Here is a 22,740-nt window from a genome sequence, read left to right as displayed (position 1 = left end):
TACTACGCGGCCGAACGCGGCCTGGTCGACGACGTCATCGACCCCGCCGAGACCCGCGAGGTGCTCGCCAAGTCACTGGCGATGCTGCACACCAAGCACGCCGACCTGCCGTCCCGTAAGCACGGCAACCCCCCGCAGTAATCCTGCGGAAACCTCTCACACGGAGACTGACGCCCATGAACGTGCCTGACATCCGCGTCGAGAAGGGCAATGCCGACCCGGAGGAAGTCGCCGCCATAACGGCGGTCCTCCTGGCCCGCGCGGCCGCCCGGCCGACCGACGACACCGAGCAGACCCACCGCGGCCGCGCCAAGGCGGGCTGGCGCCGCCTGGAGCGCGAGAACGGCTTCCGCGCCCCGCACAGCTGGCACTGAGCCCTCCGGGCAGCGTGCGTCACGGCCCCGCTCTCCTCCGGGAGGGCGGGGTCAGTGTCGTTTCACACGGATGCCGGGGACGGCGGTGGCGGGCGGAGCGACCTGCGCCGGGGCGATCACCACCAGCCGGCGCTGATGCGGACCCCGACCCAGCGTGCGCAGGTCGAGGGGGTTCTCCGCGCTGGTCGGGTGCGTACGCAGATCCAGTGTGCGCAGCTGGTCCAGCGCGCCGATGGGCCCCAGATCGGCCGGCAGTCGGCAACCGTACAGTTCGAGCCTGGTCAGCCGCGGCGGCCAGCTCTCCTGGGCGGGAAGCCACGTGGTCAGGTCGAAGCCGCACAGGCTCAGATGGGTCATCTCCGCGGCCTGCCCGAGGCCGCCGAGGCCCCGCGGCGTGCCGGAACCGGTGAGGAAGAGGCTCTGCCACGGGGCCCGCTCCAGCAGCGGAGCCAGATCGACGTTCTCGCCGAGTGTGCCCAGCCCCAGGCTGACCAGGGAGTCCGGCACCGGGACGGTGTCGAGCTTCGGCAGGGAAGTCCAGTTCTGCAGCTGCAGGTTGGTCAGCTCCGTCAGGCCACGCAGCGGCTCGACGTCGGCCAGCGGCAGGTCGTCCATGCCGCACACGACGAGATTGCGCAGCCCGGGCCGTTCGGCCAGGGGTGAGAGGTCGTTGTCGCCCACCAGCCTCGGCACCCAGAGCTGGTCCAGTTCGCCGAGTGCCCTGGTGGCGGCCAGCCCTTCGAATTCGTAGCCGATCCATATCCGCCGTGCCTCGCCGAGCCGCAGTACCGCCGGCCACTGAGCGGGGTGGGACACGTGCAACTCCACCGTGTCGAGCGGAAGCCGGGACAGCACCCGGCGCGCGTACCCGTCCGGGTCGAAGTACTCCCACGACTCGACGAGTTCGTCCCGTACGCCGGCGTCGGCGGTGGCCGCCGCGTAGCCGGCCAGCCGGTTCATGGCCTCCTCGCCTCCGATCAGCGCCGCCGTGCGTACGGTCGTCCGCGCCGCCCGGGCCGAAAGCCCGTCCAGAGCCGCGGGCAGCCGGTTCGTCAGCGCGGGCCCCACGGCCGCGAGCGACCTCGCCTCGGACTCGCGCCGGGGCGGCACCAGCGCACCCAGCGCCTCGTCGAGCCGGCGTGCCACATCGTCCGGCACGGTCGTCATGGTCTCCAGGCAGGACGCGGCGAGCAGCCGCAGCCGCCGGGCGTGGCGGGGTTCGTCGGCGGCGCGGTCCAGGAGGGCGCCGATCAGCTCCCGCCGCTGCCTGAGGTTCGCGTGCCCCGCCGCCATCACGATCGTCTCGCGCCACAGGTCGAGGTGGGCCCGCTCGACCAGGTTGCCCATGTTGTCCTCGTCCGCCGCGTCCTCGGCGGCGAGGTACTCCTGAAAGGTGCGGTGCACGAAGTCGACGCGGTCCGCCACGGGGGAGCGCAGGACCCCCGACCGTCCGATCAGGTGGTCCAGGACGGCGCCGCCGTCGGCCTCGTCGAGATGCCGCATGGACACCAGCCGGGAGGTGACGTACCGGGCCGCCTGCTCCGCGGAGATCTCGGTGCGGTTGTTGTCGGACAGCCGCCAGGCCAGGTCGCGCAGCACGCACAGCTTGTCCGGCAGGGTGAGCGGGGTTTCCAGGGCGCTCGGCACCCGTCGGTCCGCGTCCCGGTGCTGGACCAGTGTCTCCAGCGCGATCTTGTACAACTCCATGCGGTTGCGGGGCAGCTGACGGCCCTTGCTGAGATGCAGGGTGCAGATCAGCGCGGCCAGCAGCGGGTTGGCGGCCAGGGACTGCAGGTGCGGGCGGTCCTGCAGACTGGTGAGCAGCGACTGCTCGTACTGCGGAAGCTCCTCGACCGCGCACGGCAGTTCGTCCCCCTGCTCCCGCACCGCGCGGTGCCACTGCCGTACGAAGGCGGTGAGGTCGGCCGGGGCCATCCGGTCCAGTTGGTAGGCCTTGAAGTCCAGGGTGCGCAGCCAGTCCGTGCGGGCGGCCGACGGCCGGGTCGTGACCACGGCCCGGATGCCGGTGTACGCGTTGAGCAGACCGGTCAGCCAGGCGCGCACCGCCGGCCGTTCACCGGCCGACAGTTCGTCCACCCCGTCCACCAGGAGCAGCACCCGCCCGTCGCGCAGGGCCCGGTCCATCCAGCCCCTCGGCGTATGGCCGGTGAGGGCGCCCGCGACCCCGTCCAGCAGGGCCTCCGGCAACGGCAACTCCCGGCCGGCGTACCGCCGCAGCTTCACCAGGACCGGGATCAGCCCGTTCCAGCCGCCCAGCGGTCCGGAGAAGGCCCCTCTGGCCGCCGTGACCGCCAGCCACTGCATCAGCGTGGTCTTCCCGGAGCCCGCCTCTCCGCGCAGCAGTACCCGGGAGGCACCGCCCAGCGCGTTCTCCACCCGCATGCCGGTGCTGTCCGGCTCCTCCCAGTCCCGCAGGCTCCGCCGCAGCAGCGGACGCCGCTCGACGGACGTCCGGCGGTGCCCGTCGTCCGGCGTGGCCCGCATGCTCACGTACGCCACCGACAGCTTCGCCCGGGTCACCTGCTCCGCGGCCAGCCGGAACAGCTCCACCTCGTCCAGGGACCGGCTCACCAGGCCGAGGTACTCCCGCAGGAACGCCTCGTCCTCGTCCGAGCCGTCGGGCGCGTACAGCGAACGGGTGGGCAACCGCTCCAGCACCCGGGCGAGTTCGGCCCCGAGCGAGGTCGTGCGGCCGAGCAGCTCCGTGACGGCCCGCTCGGTGAACACGGGCAGGCGACGCAGAACCCGTACGTAGCACTCGCAGCACTCGGCGAAGAGCACCTCGTAGTAGCGCTCGGCCGGCTCGGCCAGTCCGCCGGGCCGGGGCGCGTCGTGCCGGATCCGCCGTACCAGCTCCGCGGCGTCCGCGTCCGATTCCAGCACCGCCTCGTCGGACAGGTCGGCGTGCGTGAACGTGTCCGTGACGGCCTGGACCGCGGCCAGCCGTTCGTGCTCGGCCAGCCCCGGGAACTCGTGCGCGAGCAGCGGCTCGACCCGGGCCGCCACGGCGTCAGCTATCTCCTCGAACTGCCGTTCCACGCTCCGCTGCGGCCGCAGACCGGGAACCCGGGCCCGGATCAGGTCCGACATCTCCGCCCGGCGCTCCTGGTCCTGCCGCCGGGCGCCCAGCCACAGCCGTACGGCGCTCGTCGCCACCGTCTGCCCCAGGCGCACCGCGGCCACTTCGATGCTCATCCCCGTCTCCCCCCGGTCGGCAGATGGCTCATTGTGGCAGCGGGGTACGGCAAAGGGCCCCCTTCCGGACGGAAAGGGGCCCTTCGAAACCCGGGAGAACCCGTCGCTACCGCAGGCGCGCCATCAGGGCGTGCTCCACGAGAGTGATCAGCGCGCTCTTCGCGTCGGCGCGGTGCCGGGCGTCGGTCGTGATGATCGGCGTGTCCGGGCCGATCTGCAGCGCCTCACGGACCTCTTCGGGGTTGTACGGCTGGCTGCCGTCGAAGCCGTTGAGGGCTACGACGAACGGCAGGCCGCTGTTCTCGAAGTAGTCGACCGCGGGGAAGCAGTCGGCGAGACGCCGGGTGTCGACCAGGACGATCGCGCCGATGGCGCCCCTGACCAGGTCGTCCCACATGAACCAGAAGCGGTCCTGGCCGGGGGTGCCGAACAGGTACAGGATCAGGTCCTGGTCCAGGGTGATGCGGCCGAAGTCCATGGCGACCGTGGTGGTCGTCTTGTCCCCGGTGTGGGTGAGGTCGTCGATGCCGGCAGACGCGGACGTCATCACGGCCTCTGTGCGCAGCGGGTTGATCTCCGAGACGGCGCCGACGAACGTGGTCTTGCCCACGCCGAAGCCGCCCGCCACCACGATCTTCGCGGAGGTGGTGGAGCGGGAAGGACCGCCGCTAGAGCTTGCGAAGTCCACTGAGCACCCTTTCGAGCAGTGTCACGTCTGGCTGGCCACCGGCGTTCTCGTCGCCGCCGGGCTGATGGATGGCGACCAGGCCCGCCTCCGCCAAGTCGGCGACGAGGATCCTGGCCACGCCGAGAGGGATCGACAGCAGGGCCGAGACTTCGGCCACCGACTTGATCTCCCGGCAGAGGTTGCAGATCCGCTGATGCTCGGGCAGCTGGCCCTGCATCTGGTGCGGCTGCGCGGTGGTGTGCACCAGTGCCTCGATGGCGAGCTGGTACCGCGGGCGGGTCCGGCCGCCGGTCATGGCGTACGGACGCACCAGGGGGTTGCTGGACCCCGAGGCCGGCGCCGGCTCGGGGCGGCGCTGCGGCTGCACCGGCTGGATGCGTGGCGCCGGGGGCTGGTCGTACGGCGAGGGACCGGGGCCCTGCGGAGCGTACGGCTGCCGGTGGCTCGGCGTGGAGGGGAAGTTGTACCGGTTCCCGGAACCGTCGCCCTGGCCCTGCGCAGGACCGTACGACCAGTTGCCGTTACTGGAACCGCCTGGGGGTGTTGCCACTTTCTCTCCTCCTCCGACCGTGCCGGGCACCCATCCTTGTGGAGCCGCGTCCCGAAACCTTACGGCCCCGGGACGCGAAAACGCACCGTCTGACTATTAGTTGAGAAGGCTTCCCTGGAGTTCCGCACGCAGATCCGGGGTAAGAACCGTGCCCGCGCGGTCCACCAAAAGGGCCATCTCGTACCCAATCAGGCCGATGTCGGCCTCCGGGTGGGCGAGGACCGCGAGCGAGGAACCATCGGAAACGGACATGATGAACAGGAATCCCCGCTCCATCTCCACAACCGTCTGATTCACGCTGCCGCCCTCGAAGATCCGGGAGGCCCCTGCCGTCAGGGACGTCAGACCGGAAGCGACGGCCGCGAGCTGGTCGGCGCGGTCGCGGGGGAAGCCTTCGGACATCGCCAGAAGGAGTCCGTCGGCGGAGACCACCACCGTGTGGGACACCCCCGGGGTGTTGTCCACGAAGTTGGTGATCAACCAGTTCAGGTTCTGTGCCGCCTGGCTCATCGGGCTCACACTAACGCTCCTGGTTGTAGGTGCTGTCAGGACCGAAGCCCTGGCCGTTCGTTTCACTGCCTGCGTTGCGCCCGCGCTCGACGCCGCGACGCAGGTTGCTCAGTCTGCCCCGGATGTCCTCCGGAGCGCGGGAGACCTGTGGGCCTCCCTGAGGGGTGCTCTCGGCGGCTCCCTCGACCAGGTTGGCCTTGGGTACCCGCCGCGGCAGACCGGAGGAGGTGACCCCGCCTGCCTTGGGCCTCCGCAGCGCCGAAGCCTGCTGCCAGCGCTCGTCGTTCTGCGAACGCCAGGACGTGTCGCCGCCCGGCTCCGCAGCCGGGGCCGCGGGAGCCGTCGGTGCCGGGGCCGCGGCCCGAGCCGGAGCGTGCCGCGCGGGACCGCCGCCGTTCGTGCCGCCCGTGCCGCCGCCGACGGAGCCCCGGCGGGGCAGCCCGGCGTCGGTCAGCTGGTGGCCGTTGGAGGGGGCCGGTCCCGGACGGTCGAAGCCTACGTGGTTCCGCTCGTCCACGTCACCGGCCTGCACCGGCTCCGCCTGCGGAGCGTACTGGGCCGGGTAGCCGTTCGTGTAACTGTCCTGCTGCGGCCAGTCGTCCTGGTAGGGCTGCTCGCCGAAGGCGGGGAACGCCTCCGCGGCGGCGGCCGGCGCGGCCGCGGGCTCCTCCTGGGCGGGCTCCGGATAACCGGGCTCCGGGTAGCCGCCGCCGACGGAGAACGCGTCGGGGGAGAACGTGTCGTTCTGCGGCAGGCCGCCGTTCGGCGCGTAGTACTGCTCGTCGTACGTGCCCTGCGGCTGCTCCTGGTACGCCGGCTGCCCGTCGTAGCCCGTGGGCTGCTCCTGGAAGCCCGTACCGTTCGCGTCGTAGCCCTGCCTGCCGCTGTCGAACTCGTCGGCGTACGCCGGGATCTCGGCGGTCTCCTGAGGCGTCTGCGGGCCCTGTGCGGCCTGCTGGGGCTGCGCCTGGGCCTCCAGGGCCGCACGGCGCTCCTCGCGCATCAGCGAGCGGCCCACGGGGTCGAGGTCGCGGATGTCGTCGGGGACCTCGATGTAGCGGCTGTCGTCGAAGCCGAGCTCGGCCGCCGTACGCATCGGCTGGAGCTGCGGCTGGCTGAAGCTCTCGGCCTGGAACTGCTGCTCCGGGATGATCTGCGAGACCGTGAACTCGTCGCGCTCCAGCGGCTGCTCGCCGCCACCACCGTGGGTGATCGCGTCCGGCAGCATGACCAGCGAGGTGGTGCCGGCCTGCTCGCCGGAGGGGCGCAGCTGGACCCGGATGCCGTGCCGGTCGGACAGCCGGCCGACCACGAACAGGCCCATGCGCTGGGAGATCGCGGCGTCCACGGTCGGCGGGTTGGCCAGCTTGTGGTTGATGTCCGCGAAGTCCTCGGCGGTGAGGCCGATGCCCTTGTCGTGGATCTCGATCATCACGCGGCCGTCGGGGAGACGGGTCGCGGTGACGCGGACCTTGGTCTGCGGTGAGGAGAACGTGGTGGCGTTCTCCAGGAGCTCGGCGAGCAGGTGCACGAGGTCGGTGACCGCGCGGCCGTGGATCTCGGCCTCCGGGACGCCGGAGAGCTCGATGCGCTCGTACTGCTCCACCTCGGAGGAGGCGGCGCGGAGCACGTCGACCAGCGGGACCGGCTGGTCCCAGCGGCGGCCGGGCTCCTCGCCGGCGAGGACCAGGAGGTTCTCGCCGTTGCGGCGCATACGGGTCGCGAGGTGGTCCAGCTTGAAGAGGTTCTCCAGCTGGTCCGGGTCGGCCTCGTTGTTCTCCAGGTCGGTGATCAGGGTCAGCTGGCCCTCGATCAGCGACTGGTTGCGCCGCGACAGGTTGGTGAAGATCGCGTTGATGTTGCCCCGCAGCAGGGCCTGCTCGGCGGCGAGCCGCACGGCCTCGCGGTGGACCTGGTCGAACGCGCGGGCGACTTCGCCGATCTCGTCGGTCGAGGTGATCGGGATCGGCGCCACCCGGGTGTCGACCCGGCCGGGGTCGGTGCGGGAGAGCTGGTCGACCAGCATCGGCAGGCGCTGCTCGGCGATGCCGAAGGCGGCGTTGCGCAGCTGGCGCATCGAGCGGGACATCTGGCGGGCCACCATGCCGGCCAGGATGAACGCGGCGAGCAGCGCGACCATGACCGCGGCACCGGTGATGAGCGCGTCCGTCTTCGCGTTGTCGGCGATGTCGGAGGCCTCGCTCACCGCCTTGTCGGCCATGTCCGACTCGATCGTCCGGTACGCCTGGTACTTCAGGGTGTTGACCGTCCACCAGTTGTCGGCGGTGACGCCCTGGGTGGCCAGCGCCTGGCGGGTGCCGGGGTCGGTGTTCTGCAGCGTCGCCAGCGCGGAGACCATCGCGTTGGCACCGGACGGCGGGGCCACGTAGTTCGGGTCCTTGGCCTTGGCCTGCTGGACCAGCGCCGCGCCGTCGGTCTTGATCTTCTTCTCGAGGTCGGTCAGCTTCTGCGCGTCCGCCTCGGTACCACCGCCGATGTACTCCTCGACGGCGATGCCCTCCAGGTACGCGTACGAGGAGAGGGCGACCCGCTGGCTGGCCAGGTTGCCGGCGTCCGGGCCGGGCTTGACCAGCAGGTGCATGCCGATCGACCGCTCCAGCGACAGGGCCGCCTTGGTGAGCGAGATGGCGTAGACGGTACGGCCGTAGGAGGTGATGTTTCCGGTGCCCAGACCGAGCTCGTTGGCGAACTCCATCAGCGGGTGGGCGACCTGGGTGTAGCCCTCTTCCGTCTTCACACCGCCGAGCTTGCTGGTGTACGCGGCGGCGCGCAGGTTCGTGAGGGTGGGCTCCGCCTCGCGGAACAGCTTCAGCCGGCGCTCCAGGCCCGGCTTCTGCGGCATGTTCTGCGCGGCCGCGTCGAAGGCGTCGGCGGCCTTGTCGGTCGCGGCGCGGGCCTGGGTGACGGTCGCCTTGTCCTTGTTCAGGAGCAGCGGTGCCGCACTGACGTCACGCTCGTTGTACAGGGCGTCGCCGTAGGTCAGGGCGGCGCGGACCAGGCGCGCGGTGTTCTCCGCGTCGCGGGCGTCCTGCCAGGTGTCGATGGAGCTCTTCACCTGGAAGCCGCCCATGACCAGGCCGACGGCCACAGGTATGAGCAGGATCGCGTTCAGCCTGGTCGGCACTCGCCAGTTCCGCGGGGAGAAACGGCCGCCGCTCTTCGCGGGCGCGGCCGGTGGTTCCGCGGCTGGCACAGGGGTGGGCGCCGCAGCGCGCGGCGGCGGGGTGAAGTTGCCCCGTGCCGACGGCTCGGGACCGTTCTTGCTTCGCCTCACTCGACCAACAACCTCTCGGCGGCGGGCACCTGTCGTCGTGCCGCAGTCTCTCAGAGCCCGGTGTGTCTCAGACCACTACTCAGTACGTCTTTGACTAATGGGCAGTTCAGGCATTCCAGCACGGGGGCCGGTGCACTTCCAAACAGTCCATTGGGGCAGAGCGCACGGATGTAAGCCCCAGATAAAACGGTCATAAAGAGCGAGCCCCGCCAAAAGGCGGGGCCGTTGTGAGCGCAGCGGCACCGCGTGACCGCGACGCGTGGCGATACCACTGGATTCCTCTGCCGAAACGTTATGAACACCGAAGCCGACCGTGTCAAAGGCCACAGTCGGCTCCGGTTTCCTTACGACAACTGCCGTACGCGACGTCGTACTTGGCTACGGCGCCACGGCTAGCGCAGGCGCGCCATGAGGGCGTGCTCCACCAGCGTGATCAGCGCGCTCTTCGCGTCGGCGCGGTGCCGGGCGTCGGTCGTGATGATCGGCGCGTCCGGTCCGATCTGCAGCGCCTCGCGCACCTCTTCGGGTGTGTAGGGCTGGTGTCCGTCGAAGCCGTTGAGGGCGATGACGAACGGCAGACCGCTGTTCTCGAAGTAGTCCACCGCCGGAAAGCAGTCGGCCAGGCGCCGGGTGTCCACGAGCACCACCGCGCCGATCGCACCGCGCACCAGGTCGTCCCACATGAACCAGAAACGGTCCTGACCGGGCGTGCCGAACAGGTACAGGATCAGGTCCTGGTCGAGCGTGATACGGCCGAAGTCCATGGCGACCGTGGTGGTCGTCTTGTCCCCGGTGTGCGTCAGGTCGTCGATGCCCGCCGAGGCGGACGTCATCACGGCCTCCGTGCGCAGCGGGTTGATCTCGGAGACCGCTCCCACGAACGTGGTCTTGCCGACGCCGAAGCCGCCCGCCACCACGATCTTCGCGGAGGTGGTGGCACGCCCTCCGTCAGAGCTTGCGAAGTCCACTGAGCACCCTTTCGAGCAGCGTCACGTCAGGAGCGCCGCCGTTGTTCTCGTCGCCGCCCGGCTGGTGGATGGCGACCAGGCCGGCCTCGGCGAGGTCGGCCACCAGGATCCGGGCCACACCGAGCGGCATGGCGAGCAGCGCCGAGACCTCGGCCACCGACTTCACCTCGCGGCACAGGTGGCAGATGCGCTGGTGCTCCGGGAGCAGCCCCATGAGCGCTGCCGGGTCGGCCGTCGTGCTGATCAGCGCCTCGATGGCGAGCTGGTAGCGCGGCCGGGTCCGGCCGCCGGTCATCGCGTAAGGACGTACCAGCGGCTGGTCGCCCTCGTCCCCGTACGGCTCCGCGTACGGATCATGAGAGGCGGTGGGCGGGGTCATCGTTCCTCCGGGCGGGACAGCAAGTCGGTCGGGCTAGCCGTCGGACGTGGCCGGTGGGGGGATTGTGGCGGCCGGACGGTGATTTGGTGAGGCGGGTTGGATCCGGGCTGTCAGTGGAGCAGACTGCCTTGCAGTTCGGCGCGCAGGTCGGGCGTGAGGACCGCGCCCGCGCGGTCGACCAGGAGCGCCATCTCGTAGCCGACGAGACCGATGTCGCACTCCGGGTGGGCCAGGACCGCGAGGGACGAGCCGTCGGAGATGGACATCAGGAAGAGAAAGCCGCGTTCCATCTCGACGACCGTCTGCGCCACGTTGCCGCCCTCGAAGATCCGGGAGGCCCCGGCCGTCAGCGAGGTGAGCCCGGACGCGACGGCCGCCAGCTGGTCGGCACGGTCGCGTGGGAAGCCTTCGGACATCGCCAGAAGGAGGCCGTCGGCGGACACGACGACGGTGTGGGACACACCTGGGGTGTTGTCCACGAAGTTGGTGATCAACCAGTTGAGGTTCTGTGCCGCCTGGCTCATCGGACTCAACTAACGCTCCTGCTGGTGAGTGGGGCTCGGGAAGGTGCCGGTCTGCGGGCCGGTACCGGCCTGTCGACCCTGTGCGATACCCCGACGGAGATTGGTCAGCCGGCCGCGAACGTCATCAGGCGAACGCGAGACCTGCGGACCCGCTTGGTGCTGTTGCTGCTGTGCCGTGCCCGGTACGAGATTCGCCCGGGGGACCCGGCGCGGCAGACCGGAGGTGGTGACACCGCCCGCCGCCGGCTGCCGTACACGCTCCGCCTGCCGGACGAGGTCGTCGTTCGGGGAGGTGCGCCAGGCTGCCTGGGCGGGACGCTGGGGGGCCGCGGCGGGGGGCGCCGGCGGCTGGGCGGGCACCGGCGGGATCGGCGGGACCGACGCCGCCGAGCCGTTGCCGTTGCTCTGGGGTCGCTGCTGCTCCTGCTGGCCGCCGTGGAACCAGTTGGTCTCCAGCGTGTCGTACAGCGGCGTACGGCCGTCACCGGGGCCGGTGGCCGGCGGCAGCGCCTCCGGCTCCTGGCGGACCGGCGGCGCCGACGGGCGCTGCGGTGCGCCGAAGTCGAGGCCGCGGCCGTTGGTCGCCGGACGCTCGTACTGGCCGGTGCCGTACTGGCCGTTGCCGTTCTGGCCGTTGCCGGCGTAGCCGTTCTGGCGGCCGGGCAGGGAGTGCTGACCGGTGGAGCCGCCGTCGTAGGACGGCGTGGCGAACTGACCGGTGGAGCCGTTGTCGTAGGCCTGCGGAGCGGCGAACTGCCCGGTGTTCTGGGCGCCGCTCTGCGGTCCGGTCGGTGTGCCGAAGACATCGGAGCGCACGAACTGGCCGTTGTCCTGCTGGCCGTTGACGTTCGGGCGCGGGAACGAACCGGTGTCGTGCGGCGCGGTCGTGCCCGGCCGCGGGAACGACCCCGTGTTCTGCGAGCCGTTCGGGGCGTTGAAGTCCGGGCGCGGGAACTCGCCGGTCGACTGGGCCTGCGGGATCGCCGGCATCTGCGAGGTGGCGCCGAGGCCCTGCCGGTCGTCGATGCGGGGCATCGGCGCGGTGTGCGACGGGTTCTGCTCGTCGTGGCCGCGCGGGGTGTCCAGCGAGGCACGGGAGAGCGGCGGCTGGGCGTTGTCGTCGCTCCAGCTGGGCCGGCCGGCCGGCGGGTTGGCACCGGGCAGCTCGGCCCGCGGGCCGCCGCGCGGCGGCAGCTGGGGCTGACGGCCCTGGTCGGAGGAGTTCGCGGAGCGCTGCGGCGGCACCGGGGCGCGGTTGCCGAAGGCGTCCTGGCCGCCGAAGGAGTCCTGGGGGTTGCCGAACGCGTCCTGGTTGCCGAAGCCACCGGCACCCGTGTTCGGGCGGCCCTGCGAGCCGCGTCCGCCGCCCTGTCCACCGGGACGGCCGCCGTTCTGGCCCGCGCCGGGCAGCGCGGCCCGGGGACCCTGGCCGGTGCCGACCTGGCCGCGCGGGCCGGCGCCCGCGCCGAGCAGTCCGCCACCGGAGGGAGCGCCGGAGCCGAGGGCACCACCGCGTCCGCCGGCCGCGGCGGCACCGCCGCCGAGCGCCGGGGCGGGGGCACCCGCACCGAGCGGACCACCGGCACCGCCCTGGCCGTTGCCGCGCCGGGCGGCGGCCGCACCGGCCGCGGCCTGCGCGGCCGCCGGGCCGCCGGACTGGGCCGGGACGCCGGGCTTGCCGGGAGCGGGCTTCTTGCCGCCCTGGGCCACGTCGACCGGGAGCATGACCAGCGCGGTCGTGCCACCGGAGTCGGACGGGCGCAGCTGGATGCGGATGCCGTGGCGCTGCGACAGACGGCCGACCACGAACAGACCCATGCGGCGGGAGACCGAGACGTCCACGGTGGGCGGCGAGGCGAGCCGCTCGTTGATCGCCGCGAGGTCCTCGGGGGAGAGGCCGATACCGGTGTCGTGGATCTCGATCAGGACGCGGCCGTCGGGCAGCGCGTGACCGGTCACCTTGACCTTGGTCTGCGGGGAGGAGAACGAGGTGGCGTTCTCCAGCAGCTCGGCGAGGAGGTGCACGAGGTCGTTGACCACGCGGCCGGCCACTTCGGTGGTCGGCACGGCGGCCAGCTCGATGCGCTCGTACTGCTCCACCTCGGACGCGGCGGCGCGGAGCACGTCGACCAGCGGGACCGGGCGGGTCCAGCGGCGGCCGGGCTCTTCACCCGCGAGGACCAGAAGGTTTTCACCGTTCCGGCGCATACGGGTCGCGAGGTGGTCGAGCTTGAAGAGGGAGGACAGCTGGTCCGGGTCGGCCTCGCGGGACTCCAGTTCGGAGATGAGCGAGAGCTGACGCTGGATGAGGCCCTGGGAGCGGCGCGAGAGGTTGGTGAACATCGCGTTGACGTTGCCCCGCAGGAGGGCCTGCTCGGCGGCGAGGCGGACCGCCTCGCGGTGCACGTCGTCGAAGGCCGCGGCCACCTGGCCGATCTCGTCCCGGGAGTGCACACCGACCGACTCCACGGACGTGTCGACGTCCTGCGGGTCGGACTCGGAGAGCTGCTTGACCAGCTCGGGCAGGCGGTCCTGGGCGACCTTGGTGGCGGTCTCCTGAAGGCGGCGCAGCGAGCGGATCATGGAGCGGGCCACGATGAAGGCGCCGACCAGCGACACACCGAGGACGAGCAGGATCAGCGCACCGGAGATGATCGCCGACTGCTCGGAGGAGTTGCGCAGCTCGCGCGCCTTCTGCTCCATGTCCTCAAGCAGCGTGTGCTCGATCTTCTGCATCTGCTCGATCTTGGTCGAGCTGTCGTCGACCCAGTCGAGGTACGAGCGCTTGCTGAGCTCGTTCAGACCGTTCTGGGCGCCGAGCGCACGCTTGGCGTAGGTGTCGGCGGCCTCGATCGTCGGGTTGTTCCCGTCGATCGGGCTGAGCAGGTCGGCCGCGTTGCCGGCGTAGATCTTCCGGAAGATCGTCAGCTCGGAGGTCTCGCTCTCCTGGGCGGACTCGCCGTACAGGCGGTCGTTCTCGGAGAGGTCGCCGGGGCTGGTGCCGTTGTCGGGCAGGGCCGCGGCGATGACGGCGCGCTGGACGGACGCGTACTCCTTGGCGGTGGAGAACGCCGCCAGGGCGCGGGTGCGCTGGATCATCTCCGGGTTGCTGGAGGCCTGCGCCATGTCCTGCGAGAGGTCGATCAGCTGGGTGATCAGCCGGTGGTAGGCCTCGACCGTCTGGGTCGAGTTCTCCTTCTGCTGGAAGGCGTCCTTGCGGATCTTCGCCAGGTCGTCCAGCTGGCCGGCCAGACCGACGAGGCTGTCGCGGACACCCTGGAGCTGACCGTTCTTGCTCGCGGTGTCGATTTCCTCGGAGGCGTTGAGGAAGTTCTCGCGGGCGCGGTCGGTCTGGTCCTCAAGGCCCTTGACGGCGGAGCTCGTCGGCGAACCGTTGTGCGCCAGCGGACCGGCCGTCTTGTCACGCTCGGTCTGGAGCGCGGTGGCCAGCTCGGTCGCCTGCGTGGTCATGTCCGTCAGCAGCTGCATGTTGTCGAGCTGCTGGATGGAGTCGAGCGACTGGTTGATGCGCACCGCGCCCAGCGTCGTCGCCGCCACCACGGGGAGCGCGAGCAGCGACACCAGGCGCGTGGAGATGCGCCAGTTGCGCAGGGCTATGCGCGAGCCCGGGTTGGCCGGGCCCCGCGGGGGCTTGACCGTCGGAGTCGGAGTAGCGGCCGGCTGGGGGCCCGAAGGACCCGAAGACGCGGACACGGCGGGGCGCCCGGAGCGCTCACCGCCGTCACCGCCACCGCCGACCGGGGCCGGGCCCGGGTTCTGGGCGTGCTGGGGCGAGGAACCGCGGTCGGTCCCGCCGTGCGCCTCCGGCTCCGCCGGAGCGCTGCCATCCCTCTTGAAACGTCCCTGCACTAGCGTCGCAACCTCTGGACCAGGCGCCCTTCCGGGAACGGAAGGACACGGTGTCGGCGTTGAACGGGGAGCGCCCTGAATACGCACCCTGTTGGTCGTGAGTGTGACCGGCGCTGGCTCCCCCTGTCTCGCCGCCACTCGGCGCTGCGTTGCGCCCCCTGCGCGCCGGCTCGATCCTGCGGCGGTCCGTGGAATTCCAGCACAGTGCCGGATCTCCAACAAGGGCCGTGGACCGAGCTGTGACCTCTGTGACAGCGTGTGAGTGACACGTTACGAGATGTGGAAGTCGATCGCGTACATAAAGGGCGTATCCCTGTCAGTCGCCGGTGCGTGGGCCGTGTCCCAGTCGCCATGATCAGGAGCGGAATGACAGGTTCAGTTCGCCAATGTCCGTTTCGTTGCGGTGAGTTGTCAGCCGGATATGACCGCTTTGCCCCTGGGGTCGTGAGCAAACTCACATGCAGATCCAGGCCTCTTCACGGCTTCGGCCGGGAATTCGATGTTTAGCCTGGCGCTTTACAAGAGGGAAGTCTCTGCCAACCCACACACGACGGGGTCCCGTACAACCGTGAAGACGACGATGATGTTCCGCAACATAGCCAACCCCCGCCGCACCACCCTCGCCCACCTCAAGGACGCCGAGGAACTGCAGACCCCCGAGCTGCCCGAGCACTCCCTCGACCTCCCCGCCCAGACCGCCAACCCGCGGCGCACGATCCTCATGGAGATCCCGGCCGGGACCTCGGTCGCGGAGTAGTACGGGACCCGGCCGCCGATCACTCACCCACCCGGTGACCGGGTTATTCCGCGGCGGCCACCCCTTACCGCGTTAGCCTGGAGCGTCAGACTCCAGCCGGCTCAGTGAGGGGCGCAAGGATCCCGTGCGCATCGCCAGGTTCTCCATCGACGGGAACGTCGCCTTCGGCGCCGTCGAGGGCGACAAGCAGGACGAACTCGTCCTCGACATCATCAAGGGCATTCCGTTCGCGGACTTCGAGCTCTCCGGTACGAAGGTCCCGGTCAGCAAGGTCCGCCTGCTCCCGCCGGTGCTCCCCAACAAGGTCGTCGCCTACGGCCGCAACTACGCGGAGCACGCGAAGGAACTGGGCAACGAGGTCCCGGACGTCCCCTTCGCCTTCTTCAAGCCGTCCACCTCGGTGATCGGCCCCGGCGACGACATCCAGTACCCGACCTTCTCCCAGGACCTCCACCACGAGGCCGAACTGGCCGTGGTCATCGGCCGCATGTGCCGCGAGGTCCCGCGCGAGCGCGTGGCGGACGTCATCCTCGGCTACACCTGCGCCAACGACGTCACCGCCCGCGACGTCCAGAAGCGCGAGAAGCAGTGGGCCCGCGCCAAGGGCTTCGACACCTCCTGCCCGCTGGGCCCCTGGGTGGAGACGGACCTGGACCTCGCCACCGCGTCCGACCTGACGATCCAGCTCACGGTCAACGGCGAACAGCGCCAGCTCGGCCGTACGAGCGAGATGATCCACTCCATCGCGGACCTGATCGTCAACATCACCGAGGCCATGACACTGCTCCCCGGAGACGTCATCCTCACCGGCACCCCGGCAGGGGTCGGCCCCCTCAGCGTCGGCGACGAGGTCGCCGTCACCATCGAAGGCATCGGCACTCTCACCAACAAGGTTGTCAAGCGTGGCTAGCGCACCCGGCACTCCCGTTCGCGTACGTTTCTGTCCGTCCCCCACCGGTAACCCCCACGTGGGCCTGGTCCGCACCGCCTTGTTCAACTGGGCGTTCGCCCGGCACCACCAGGGCACGCTGGTCTTCCGCATCGAGGACACCGACGCGGCCCGCGACTCCGAGGAGTCGTACAACCAGCTGCTCGACGCGATGCGCTGGCTGGGCTTCGACTGGGACGAGGGCCCCGAGGTCGGCGGCCCGCACGCGCCGTACCGCCAGTCGCAGCGGATGGACATCTACCGGGACGTCGCCGCCAAGCTGCTCGACGCCGGTCACGCCTACCACTGCTACTGCTCCCAGGAGGAGCTGGACACCCGCCGCGAGGCCGCCCGCGCCGCCGGCAAGCCGTCCGGCTACGACGGCCACTGCCGCGACCTCACCGAGGAGCAGGTGGCGGAGTACAAGGCCCAGGGCCGCACCCCGATCGTCCGCTTCCGGATGCCCGACGAGACGATCACCTTCACCGACCTGGTCCGCGGCGAGCTCACCTTCACCCCGGAGAACGTCCCGGACTACGGCATCGTCCGTGCCAACGGCGCCCCGCTGTACACGCTGGTCAACCCGGTCGACGACGCCCTGATGGAGATCACCCACGTCCTGCGCGGCGAGGACCTGCTCTCCTCCACCCCGCGCCAGGTCGCCCTCTACAAGGCGCTCGTCGACCTCGGCATCGCCCAGCAGGTCCCGGCCTTCGGCCACCTCCCCTACGTCATGGGCGAGGGCAACAAGAAGCTGTCGAAGCGCGACCCGCAGGCGTCCCTCAACCTCTACCGCGAGCAGGGCTTCCTGCCTGAGGGCCTGCTCAACTACCTCTCACTGCTGGGCTGGTCGCTCTCCGCCGACCAGGACATCTTCTCGGTCGGCGAGATGGTCGCGGCCTTCGACATCTCCGACGTGAACCCCAACCCGGCCCGCTTCGACCTGAAGAAGTGCGAGGCGATCAACGCCGACCACATCCGCATGCTGGACGTGAAGGACTTCACGGAGCGCTGCGCCCCCTGGCTGAAGGCCCCCTTCGCCCCCTGGGCCCCGGAGGACTTCGACGAGGCGAAGTGGGAGGCGATCGCCCCGCACGCCCAGACCCGTCTGAAGGTCCTCTCGGAGATCACCGAGAACGTCGACTTCCTGTTCCTGGCGGAGCCGGCCGAGGACGAGGCGTCCTGGACCAAGGCGATGAAGGAGGGCAGCGACGCCCTCCTCGCCACGGCCCGGGAGAAGCTGGAGTCGGCCGACTGGACCTCCCCGGAGTCCCTGAAGGAGGCCGTCCTGGCCGCCGGCGAGGCCCACGGCCTCAAGCTCGGCAAGGCCCAGGCCCCGGTCCGGGTGGCCGTCACCGGCCGCACGGTCGGCCTGCCGCTCTTCGAGTCCCTGGAGGTCCTGGGCAAGGAGAAGACGCTGGCGAGGATCGACGCGGCGCTGGCGAAGCTGAGCGCGTAGCCACGCGCGCGTGAGGGGCGGCGACCGGATCACCGGGGGCCGCCCCTCACGCGTTCCCCGGTAGCCCCCGAGCCGTCTCCGGGAGTTAACCCCTACGGCCGACTCCCGCTTCCTGGGCGGACGTTGGATGTTTCCTGTGCGCATGATGTGCATGCGCGACCGGTACAGGGGGTGGGGGACGTGACCCGTTCACGGCACGAAGTGATCCGTTCGCGCAGACTGGCCACGGCCGTCGTCGCCGGAGCAGCGGCGCTGACCTGCGTCGCGGGGACCTCGCCCGCGCAGGCCGGGCCCGCGGACCCCTGGCAGACCGGGTTCGTCACGCTCAGGTCGTGGGAGCCGACCCATGTGTACTACATGTGGGCGGGGGCGTCCGGGTTCCAGTGGGAACCCCGGACCTCCGTCGGCCCCGGTACCTGGGTGGACTACCCGGGCTTCGTCCCGCCCGCGCACGCCGGGCCGGACGACCTGGCCACCGGCACCGACGTGGTCAGCACCTGGGACGGGGGTACCGAGGTGACCCAGCGGCACCGCTCCACGGGCGCGACCGCCACCGTCACCGTCCCGGCGGGCCAGACCTACCGGGCCACGTCCGGCTGGAGCGTGCTCACCGAGGACGCCGCCGGCACCCCGCACGTCCTGCGGGCCGCGGCCGACGGCTCCACCGCCGACCTCCCCGTGACCGGACTCCCCGCGGGCGCCCGGCCCACCGGATACGTCCCGGGCGGCTCGGTCCGCCGCGCCGCGATCGTCTACACCCTGGACGGCACCACCTCGGTCGGGCTGGTGGACCTCGGCGACGGCACCTTCCGCACCTACGTCACGGGAGTGGCCGCCGATCCGCCGGTCCGCTTCAACGACCGCTGGCTGGTCGCCGACTGGAAGTACGTCCGCGTCGACGCGGCCCCGGGCACCCAGCCCACCGGAATGACCCCCTGGGGCGCCGAACTGGTGGCCGTCGTCGGTGACCAGCTCCTGACCGGCAACCCGACCTTCGTCCAGGGCGGCACCAAGCCCGCGCTGACGGCCCGCTCGCTGACCACCGGAGAGACCCGCACCGTCCTCGCGAACTCCTCCGGAGGCATGGGCCCGACCCCGGACGGCGGCGCACTCGCCACCGCGGGGACCTCCAGCTTCGACTGGAACGTCCACCGCATCACCCCCACCGCGGACGGCGGCACCGCGACCGGGAAGGTGGCCCAGATCCCCGCCGACCGGATACGGGCCGAGGGGCTGGCCATGGCCGGCGGTGAGCTGTTCCTGGACGGCAGGCAGGGCAGCGGCCATGTGATCTCCAGCTTCGCGCTCGACGCCGGCGGCGTGCCGGTCGGGCCCCAGACCCGCCGCAGCCCCGCCCTGGCCGACCCCACCTGCCTCCCGGGCGACGCCGCCTGCCCCCAGCTGGAGGCGCTCGGCGACGGACACGTCGTCCACCTCTTCACCGACTCCTCCGACCGGGAGTACGTGGTCGAGACCGGCCTCGACACCGCCTCCCTGCAGAACGTGCAGACGGGCGACTCCGGCGGCCGCATCGCCGGCGCCACCGGCCGCTACGTCCTGTACAACGGCGGCACGCCCGGCGTGCAGAAGATCCTCGACTTCCCGCGCGGCGCCACGTCCGGCACGGTCGCGCTCAGCCGGAGCCGCACCACGGCGGCCCTGTGGGGCACCGTCCTGTGGACGCCCGGCACCACCAAGGGGTCGATCACCGGCCACGACCTGAAGACCGGCAGGACCACGACCACGGTCACCACCGGCGCCCACTGCACCCCCACCGACATCCAGGCCGTCAACAGCCGCCTCTACTGGAGCTGCGGCGCCTCCGGCCCGGCCGGGGTCTACGACCGGGCGGCCAGGCGGAACGTCCCGGTCCCGGCCGGCCCCTCCCCGGCCCGCCTCGGCGACGGCTTCCTGGTGCGCGAGAACCGGACCACCCACGAACTGCTGCTCACCGACGTCCACACCGGGACCGCGACGACCCGCGTCGTCGCCGTGCTGCCCAGGACCGACCAGAACACGGGTGCCGGCAACGGCCGTTGGGCCGTGGACCGGTTCGGCGGCCAGATCGCCTACCTGGGCGCGTCGTACGGGCAGGTGTGGCTCGCCCGCAGCGGCGTCCCCACCTCGCCGCTCGCCCAGATGGACGCGCAGGTCTACTCGCCGTCCGTCATCACCAGGTCGGCGCCCTGGTCGCCGGTGTGGCAGCTGAACAAGCCGTCCAGCTGGACCCTGACGCTCGCCACGCCCTCGGGCACGGTCCGGCGCACCCTGACCGGTGCCGCCACGGGCGCGGCCGTACGCCCGGCCTGGGACGGCACCACCGACAGCGGTGCCGCGGCCCCGACCGGCAGGTACACCTGGAAGCTCACCGCGCGTCCCCGCGACGGCCAGGGCCGGACCCTGACCCTGACCGGCACGATCACCCTGGGCTGACGGCGCCCGCGGGGTACGGTCGGTGTCATGACGATCAGGGCCGTGGTCTGGGACGTGGACGACACTCTCTTCGACTACACGAGTGCCGACCGCGAGGGCATGCGGGCGCACCTGGCGGCGGAGGGGCTGCTCGCGGGGTGGGGGAGCGCGGAGGCGGCGCTGGTGCGGTGGCGGGAGATCACCGACCAGCAGTGGGCGCGGTTCGCGGCGGGCGAGCTGTCCTTCGAGGACCAGCGGCGCGACCGGGTGCGGGTGTTCCTGGGGGCGGAGCTGACCGACGCCCAGGCCGACGACTGGTTCCGCCGGTACCTGACGCACTACGAGGCCGTCTGGGCCCTCTTCCCGGACGTCCTGCCCGCCCTGGACGCCCTCGCGGCCGGCTACCGGCACGCCGTGCTCTCCAACTCCAGCCTGCACGTCCAGGACCGCAAACTGCGCACGCTCGGGGTGTACGACCGCTTCGAGGCCGTCCTCTGCGCGGCCGAACTGGGCGTCTCCAAGCCCGCCCCCGGCGCCTTCCTGGCCGCCTGCGAGGCGCTGGAACTCGCCCCGCACGAGGTCGCGTACGTCGGCGACCACCCGGAGATCGACGGGCGGGGCGCGGCCGACGCCGGGCTGCTGTCGGTGTGGATCGACCGCCCCGGACTCTCCGCCACGCCGGCCGCGGGACCGGTTCCCCGGCCGTCCGCCGGCCCGGCCGCCGGGACCGGCGCCCCCGTCGGCCCGCACCGGATCGCGTCCCTCGCCGAACTGCCCGCGATCCTCCGCGCCGATACCCGTTTTGGAGCCCCGTCCACCTTCAGGTAATGTTCTTCCTGCGCCGCCGGGGAGCGGGCCGAAAGGCCGGAACCGGAGGCGCGAAACTAGAACAAGATCCCCTCAGGGGCTTGCGTTCCAGTGGCCTATGGTGTAATTGGCAGCACGACTGATTCTGGTTCAGTTAGTCTTGGTTCGAGTCCAGGTAGGCCAGCTCGCAGAGCTCATCTGCAACGCCCCCGTTGTGTAGCGGCCTAGCACGCTGCCCTCTCAAGGCAGTAGCGCCGGTTCGAATCCGGTCGGGGGTACGGAGATCTTCCACGGATGATCGCTAGGGCCCCCGTTGTGTAGCGGCCTAGCACGCCGCCCTCTCAAGGCGGTAGCGCCGGTTCGAATCCGGTCGGGGGTACGAACTGGTCTAAACCATCATTGGTCTATGGTGTAATTGGCAGCACGACTGATTCTGGTTCAGTTAGTCTTGGTTCGAGTCCAGGTAGACCAGCTGGGATCTGCGGCGGTGCAGTTTAAGCGCTCGTAAGATCCACGCCCCCGTTGTGTAGCGGCCTAGCACGCCGCCCTCTCAAGGCGGTAGCGCCGGTTCGAATCCGGTCGGGGGTACGCGATGAAGGCCCTCCGCTTCGGCGGGGGGCCTTCTTTCTGTGCGCACGGCGCCCTACTCGAAGCCGTAGCGCCGGGCCGTCTCCTCCTCCTGGGCCAGCCGGTGCAGCGCCTGGAGCATCGGCTCCACCAGCACCGCGCTGGCCACCGCGGCCTCCGCCTTCTCCTCCTCCGACGGATGCGTCTCCAGGAAGTCCAGATCGGCGACGGCCGCCTGGTACATCAACTTCGCCCGCGGTACGAGGAGTTCGGCGTCCCAGTCGTAACCGAGCCGGCGGAACGCGGCCAGCGCGACCACCAGCCGGCGGTACGCGGGGGAGATGGTCGTCAGCTGCTTGGCGTTCTCCCAGCCGAGCCTGTCGAGGAGGGCGTCGGCCTCCCGGTGCGCGGCCCGCACGTACTCGTCGTCCTCGTCCGGCTCCGGCAGCTGCGGCAGCGCCCACAGCGCGGCGCCCACCCTGATCGTGCGGCCCAGCGAGTCGTCGTCGACATGCCCGAGCACCTCGCGGACCGTCGCCACGGGGATCCGCCCCACCTGGATCATCGCCCGCACCAGCCGCAGCCGGCGCAGGTGCTCCTCGTCGTACTCGGCGGTCGTGGCGTTGACCTGGCGGCCGGGCGGCAACAGCCCCTCGCGCAGGTAGTACTTGATCGTCGCGGCGGACACCCCGCTGCGCTCGCTCAACCGGGCAAGCCGCATGTCTTGCGCGCCTCCTTGGTCAGTGCCACTATCCAAACACCGACAGAAGGATAGTGTCGCTATCCGACAGGCCTCCGGGGGTGCCGTTCCACATGGTCTCGATGTTCACCAAACCGATTCCGGGCCGTACGACCGCTGCCCGCGAGGGCGACGCGGTGGTCCTGCTCATCGGCATGCGCATCAACCACTTCTGGGCGGTCCACCAGTGGCTCCCGGTCATGCTGTCGATGTTCCGCATGCTGAGGGAGCTGGCACGGGACCCCGGCCGGGGACTGCTCGGCCGCATCCTGCTGACGGCTTCACCGCGGACGTACTACGTCGTCCAGTACTGGGAGTCCAAGGAGAAGCTGTACGCGTACGCGAGTTCGCCGGAGATGGTCCACCACGGAATGTGGAGCATCGTGAACCGCAAGGAGCGCGCGGGGAAGCTGCGCCAGCACGTGGGCCTGTGGCACGAGACGTACGTGGCGCCCGAGGGCGCGTACGAGTCGATCTACTTCGACATGCCGGAGTTCGGCCTGGGCGCGGCGAGCGGGGTCGTCCCGGTGGAGAAGCGGGGGCGGTACGCGAAGGACCGGTTCGCTTACAGGAGCGCTGACAGCAGCACCCCGTGAGGGGCGCGGGGAACTGCGCGACCAGCCACGACGGCGTCGCGGACGGCTGACGGCCGGTGGTGGCACATCCTGCGCCGTGGGGGCTCCGGTCGGTGGGCGGG

The 22,740-nt window shown here is 71.1% G+C and carries 18 protein-coding genes and 5 tRNA genes; 13 read left to right on the top strand and 10 right to left on the bottom strand.

Annotated elements, in window-relative coordinates; genetic code table 11:
* Positions 1-141: carboxyl transferase domain-containing protein (locus tag ACFZB3_RS47240; RefSeq protein ID WP_391389505.1), on the top strand; the 141-nt coding region annotated here is incomplete at its 5' end.
* 35 nt (positions 142-176) lie between these two features.
* On the top strand, positions 177-374 hold the full coding sequence (locus tag ACFZB3_RS47235) for an acyl-CoA carboxylase subunit epsilon (RefSeq protein WP_388924838.1): 198 nt from the start codon (positions 177-179) through the stop codon (positions 372-374).
* A gap of 51 nt (positions 375-425) precedes the next feature.
* Here ACFZB3_RS47235 and ACFZB3_RS47230 read toward each other — a convergent pair whose 3' ends face one another.
* The 9 genes from ACFZB3_RS47230 to ACFZB3_RS47190 all read right to left on the bottom strand — a co-directional run bounded on the left by ACFZB3_RS47230 (position 426) and on the right by ACFZB3_RS47190 (position 14,374).
* Positions 426-3,590 (bottom strand): NACHT domain-containing protein, encoded by a 3,165-nt coding sequence (locus ACFZB3_RS47230; RefSeq protein ID WP_391389494.1) that lies wholly within the window; start codon positions 3,588-3,590, stop codon positions 426-428.
* Positions 3,591-3,696: 106 nt separating this feature from the next.
* Positions 3,697-4,278, bottom strand: a complete 582-nt coding sequence (locus ACFZB3_RS47225; RefSeq protein ID WP_123973912.1) for an ATP/GTP-binding protein — start codon at positions 4,276-4,278, stop codon at positions 3,697-3,699.
* Positions 4,259-4,828: a DUF742 domain-containing protein gene (locus ACFZB3_RS47220; protein WP_391389492.1), complete on the bottom strand. Its 570-nt coding sequence runs from the start codon at positions 4,826-4,828 to the stop codon at positions 4,259-4,261. The genes ACFZB3_RS47225 and ACFZB3_RS47220 overlap by 20 nt, the downstream gene beginning before the upstream one ends.
* A gap of 96 nt (positions 4,829-4,924) precedes the next feature.
* Complete coding sequence (locus ACFZB3_RS47215) at positions 4,925-5,338, bottom strand: roadblock/LC7 domain-containing protein (RefSeq protein WP_005479603.1); 414 nt, start codon at positions 5,336-5,338, stop codon at positions 4,925-4,927.
* Between the two features lie 10 nt (positions 5,339-5,348).
* Positions 5,349-8,633, bottom strand: coding sequence for a nitrate- and nitrite sensing domain-containing protein (locus ACFZB3_RS47210; protein WP_391389488.1), 3,285 nt, complete (start codon positions 8,631-8,633; stop codon positions 5,349-5,351).
* A gap of 392 nt (positions 8,634-9,025) precedes the next feature.
* Positions 9,026-9,601: an ATP/GTP-binding protein gene (locus ACFZB3_RS47205; protein WP_046729249.1), complete on the bottom strand. Its 576-nt coding sequence runs from the start codon at positions 9,599-9,601 to the stop codon at positions 9,026-9,028.
* Positions 9,582-9,980 (bottom strand): DUF742 domain-containing protein, encoded by a 399-nt coding sequence (locus ACFZB3_RS47200; RefSeq protein ID WP_019058642.1) that lies wholly within the window; start codon positions 9,978-9,980, stop codon positions 9,582-9,584. The genes ACFZB3_RS47205 and ACFZB3_RS47200 overlap by 20 nt, the downstream gene beginning before the upstream one ends.
* Positions 9,981-10,090: 110 nt before the next feature.
* Positions 10,091-10,504: a roadblock/LC7 domain-containing protein gene (locus ACFZB3_RS47195; protein WP_030382516.1), complete on the bottom strand. Its 414-nt coding sequence runs from the start codon at positions 10,502-10,504 to the stop codon at positions 10,091-10,093.
* Positions 10,505-10,513: 9 nt separating this feature from the next.
* Positions 10,514-14,374 (bottom strand): nitrate- and nitrite sensing domain-containing protein, encoded by a 3,861-nt coding sequence (locus ACFZB3_RS47190; RefSeq protein ID WP_391389485.1) that lies wholly within the window; start codon positions 14,372-14,374, stop codon positions 10,514-10,516.
* A gap of 568 nt (positions 14,375-14,942) precedes the next feature.
* Between ACFZB3_RS47190 and ACFZB3_RS47185 the strand changes: the two genes are divergently transcribed.
* The 10 genes from ACFZB3_RS47185 to ACFZB3_RS47140 all read left to right on the top strand — a co-directional run bounded on the left by ACFZB3_RS47185 (position 14,943) and on the right by ACFZB3_RS47140 (position 21,325).
* Positions 14,943-15,131, top strand: a complete 189-nt coding sequence (locus ACFZB3_RS47185; RefSeq protein ID WP_217547523.1) for a hypothetical protein — start codon at positions 14,943-14,945, stop codon at positions 15,129-15,131.
* 124 nt (positions 15,132-15,255) lie between these two features.
* Positions 15,256-16,041: a fumarylacetoacetate hydrolase family protein gene (locus tag ACFZB3_RS47180; protein ID WP_391389483.1), complete on the top strand. Its 786-nt coding sequence runs from the start codon at positions 15,256-15,258 to the stop codon at positions 16,039-16,041.
* Positions 16,034-17,518, top strand: coding sequence for a glutamate--tRNA ligase (gene gltX, locus ACFZB3_RS47175; protein ID WP_391389481.1), 1,485 nt, complete (start codon positions 16,034-16,036; stop codon positions 17,516-17,518). Before ACFZB3_RS47180 ends, gltX begins: the two co-directional genes overlap by 8 nt.
* Positions 17,519-17,698: 180 nt before the next feature.
* Positions 17,699-19,951 carry a FlgD immunoglobulin-like domain containing protein gene (locus ACFZB3_RS47170; protein ID WP_391389480.1) on the top strand — a complete coding sequence of 751 codons (2,253 nt, stop codon included), beginning with the start codon at positions 17,699-17,701 and terminating at the stop codon, positions 19,949-19,951.
* Between the two features lie 27 nt (positions 19,952-19,978).
* Positions 19,979-20,758 carry an HAD-IA family hydrolase gene (locus ACFZB3_RS47165; RefSeq protein ID WP_391389478.1) on the top strand — a complete coding sequence of 260 codons (780 nt, stop codon included), beginning with the start codon at positions 19,979-19,981 and terminating at the stop codon, positions 20,756-20,758.
* 91 nt (positions 20,759-20,849) lie between these two features.
* Positions 20,850-20,921: transfer RNA gene (locus tag ACFZB3_RS47160), tRNA-Gln, on the top strand.
* Positions 20,922-20,942: 21 nt separating this feature from the next.
* Positions 20,943-21,015 (top strand) — tRNA-Glu (locus ACFZB3_RS47155).
* Positions 21,016-21,043: 28 nt separating this feature from the next.
* Positions 21,044-21,116: transfer RNA gene (locus tag ACFZB3_RS47150), tRNA-Glu, on the top strand.
* Between the two features lie 21 nt (positions 21,117-21,137).
* Positions 21,138-21,209, top strand: a tRNA-Gln gene (locus tag ACFZB3_RS47145).
* 43 nt (positions 21,210-21,252) lie between these two features.
* Positions 21,253-21,325 (top strand) — tRNA-Glu (locus ACFZB3_RS47140).
* 55 nt (positions 21,326-21,380) lie between these two features.
* Here ACFZB3_RS47140 and ACFZB3_RS47135 read toward each other — a convergent pair.
* Positions 21,381-22,025: a MerR family transcriptional regulator gene (locus tag ACFZB3_RS47135; protein WP_391389476.1), complete on the bottom strand. Its 645-nt coding sequence runs from the start codon at positions 22,023-22,025 to the stop codon at positions 21,381-21,383.
* 101 nt (positions 22,026-22,126) lie between these two features.
* On the opposite strand from ACFZB3_RS47135, the gene ACFZB3_RS47130 reads away from it, so the two are divergent.
* A complete protein-coding gene (locus ACFZB3_RS47130) occupies positions 22,127-22,639 on the top strand; it encodes a monooxygenase family protein (protein ID WP_391389502.1) in 513 nt (170 codons plus the stop codon).
* Positions 22,640-22,740 lie beyond the last annotated feature (101 nt).

Source organism: Streptomyces sp. NPDC008092 (assembly GCF_042957285.1).
Classification (GTDB): domain Bacteria; phylum Actinomycetota; class Actinomycetes; order Streptomycetales; family Streptomycetaceae; genus Streptomyces.
Note: the sequence above shows the minus strand (reverse complement) of the source record. Positions and strands in the feature narration are given on the sequence as shown.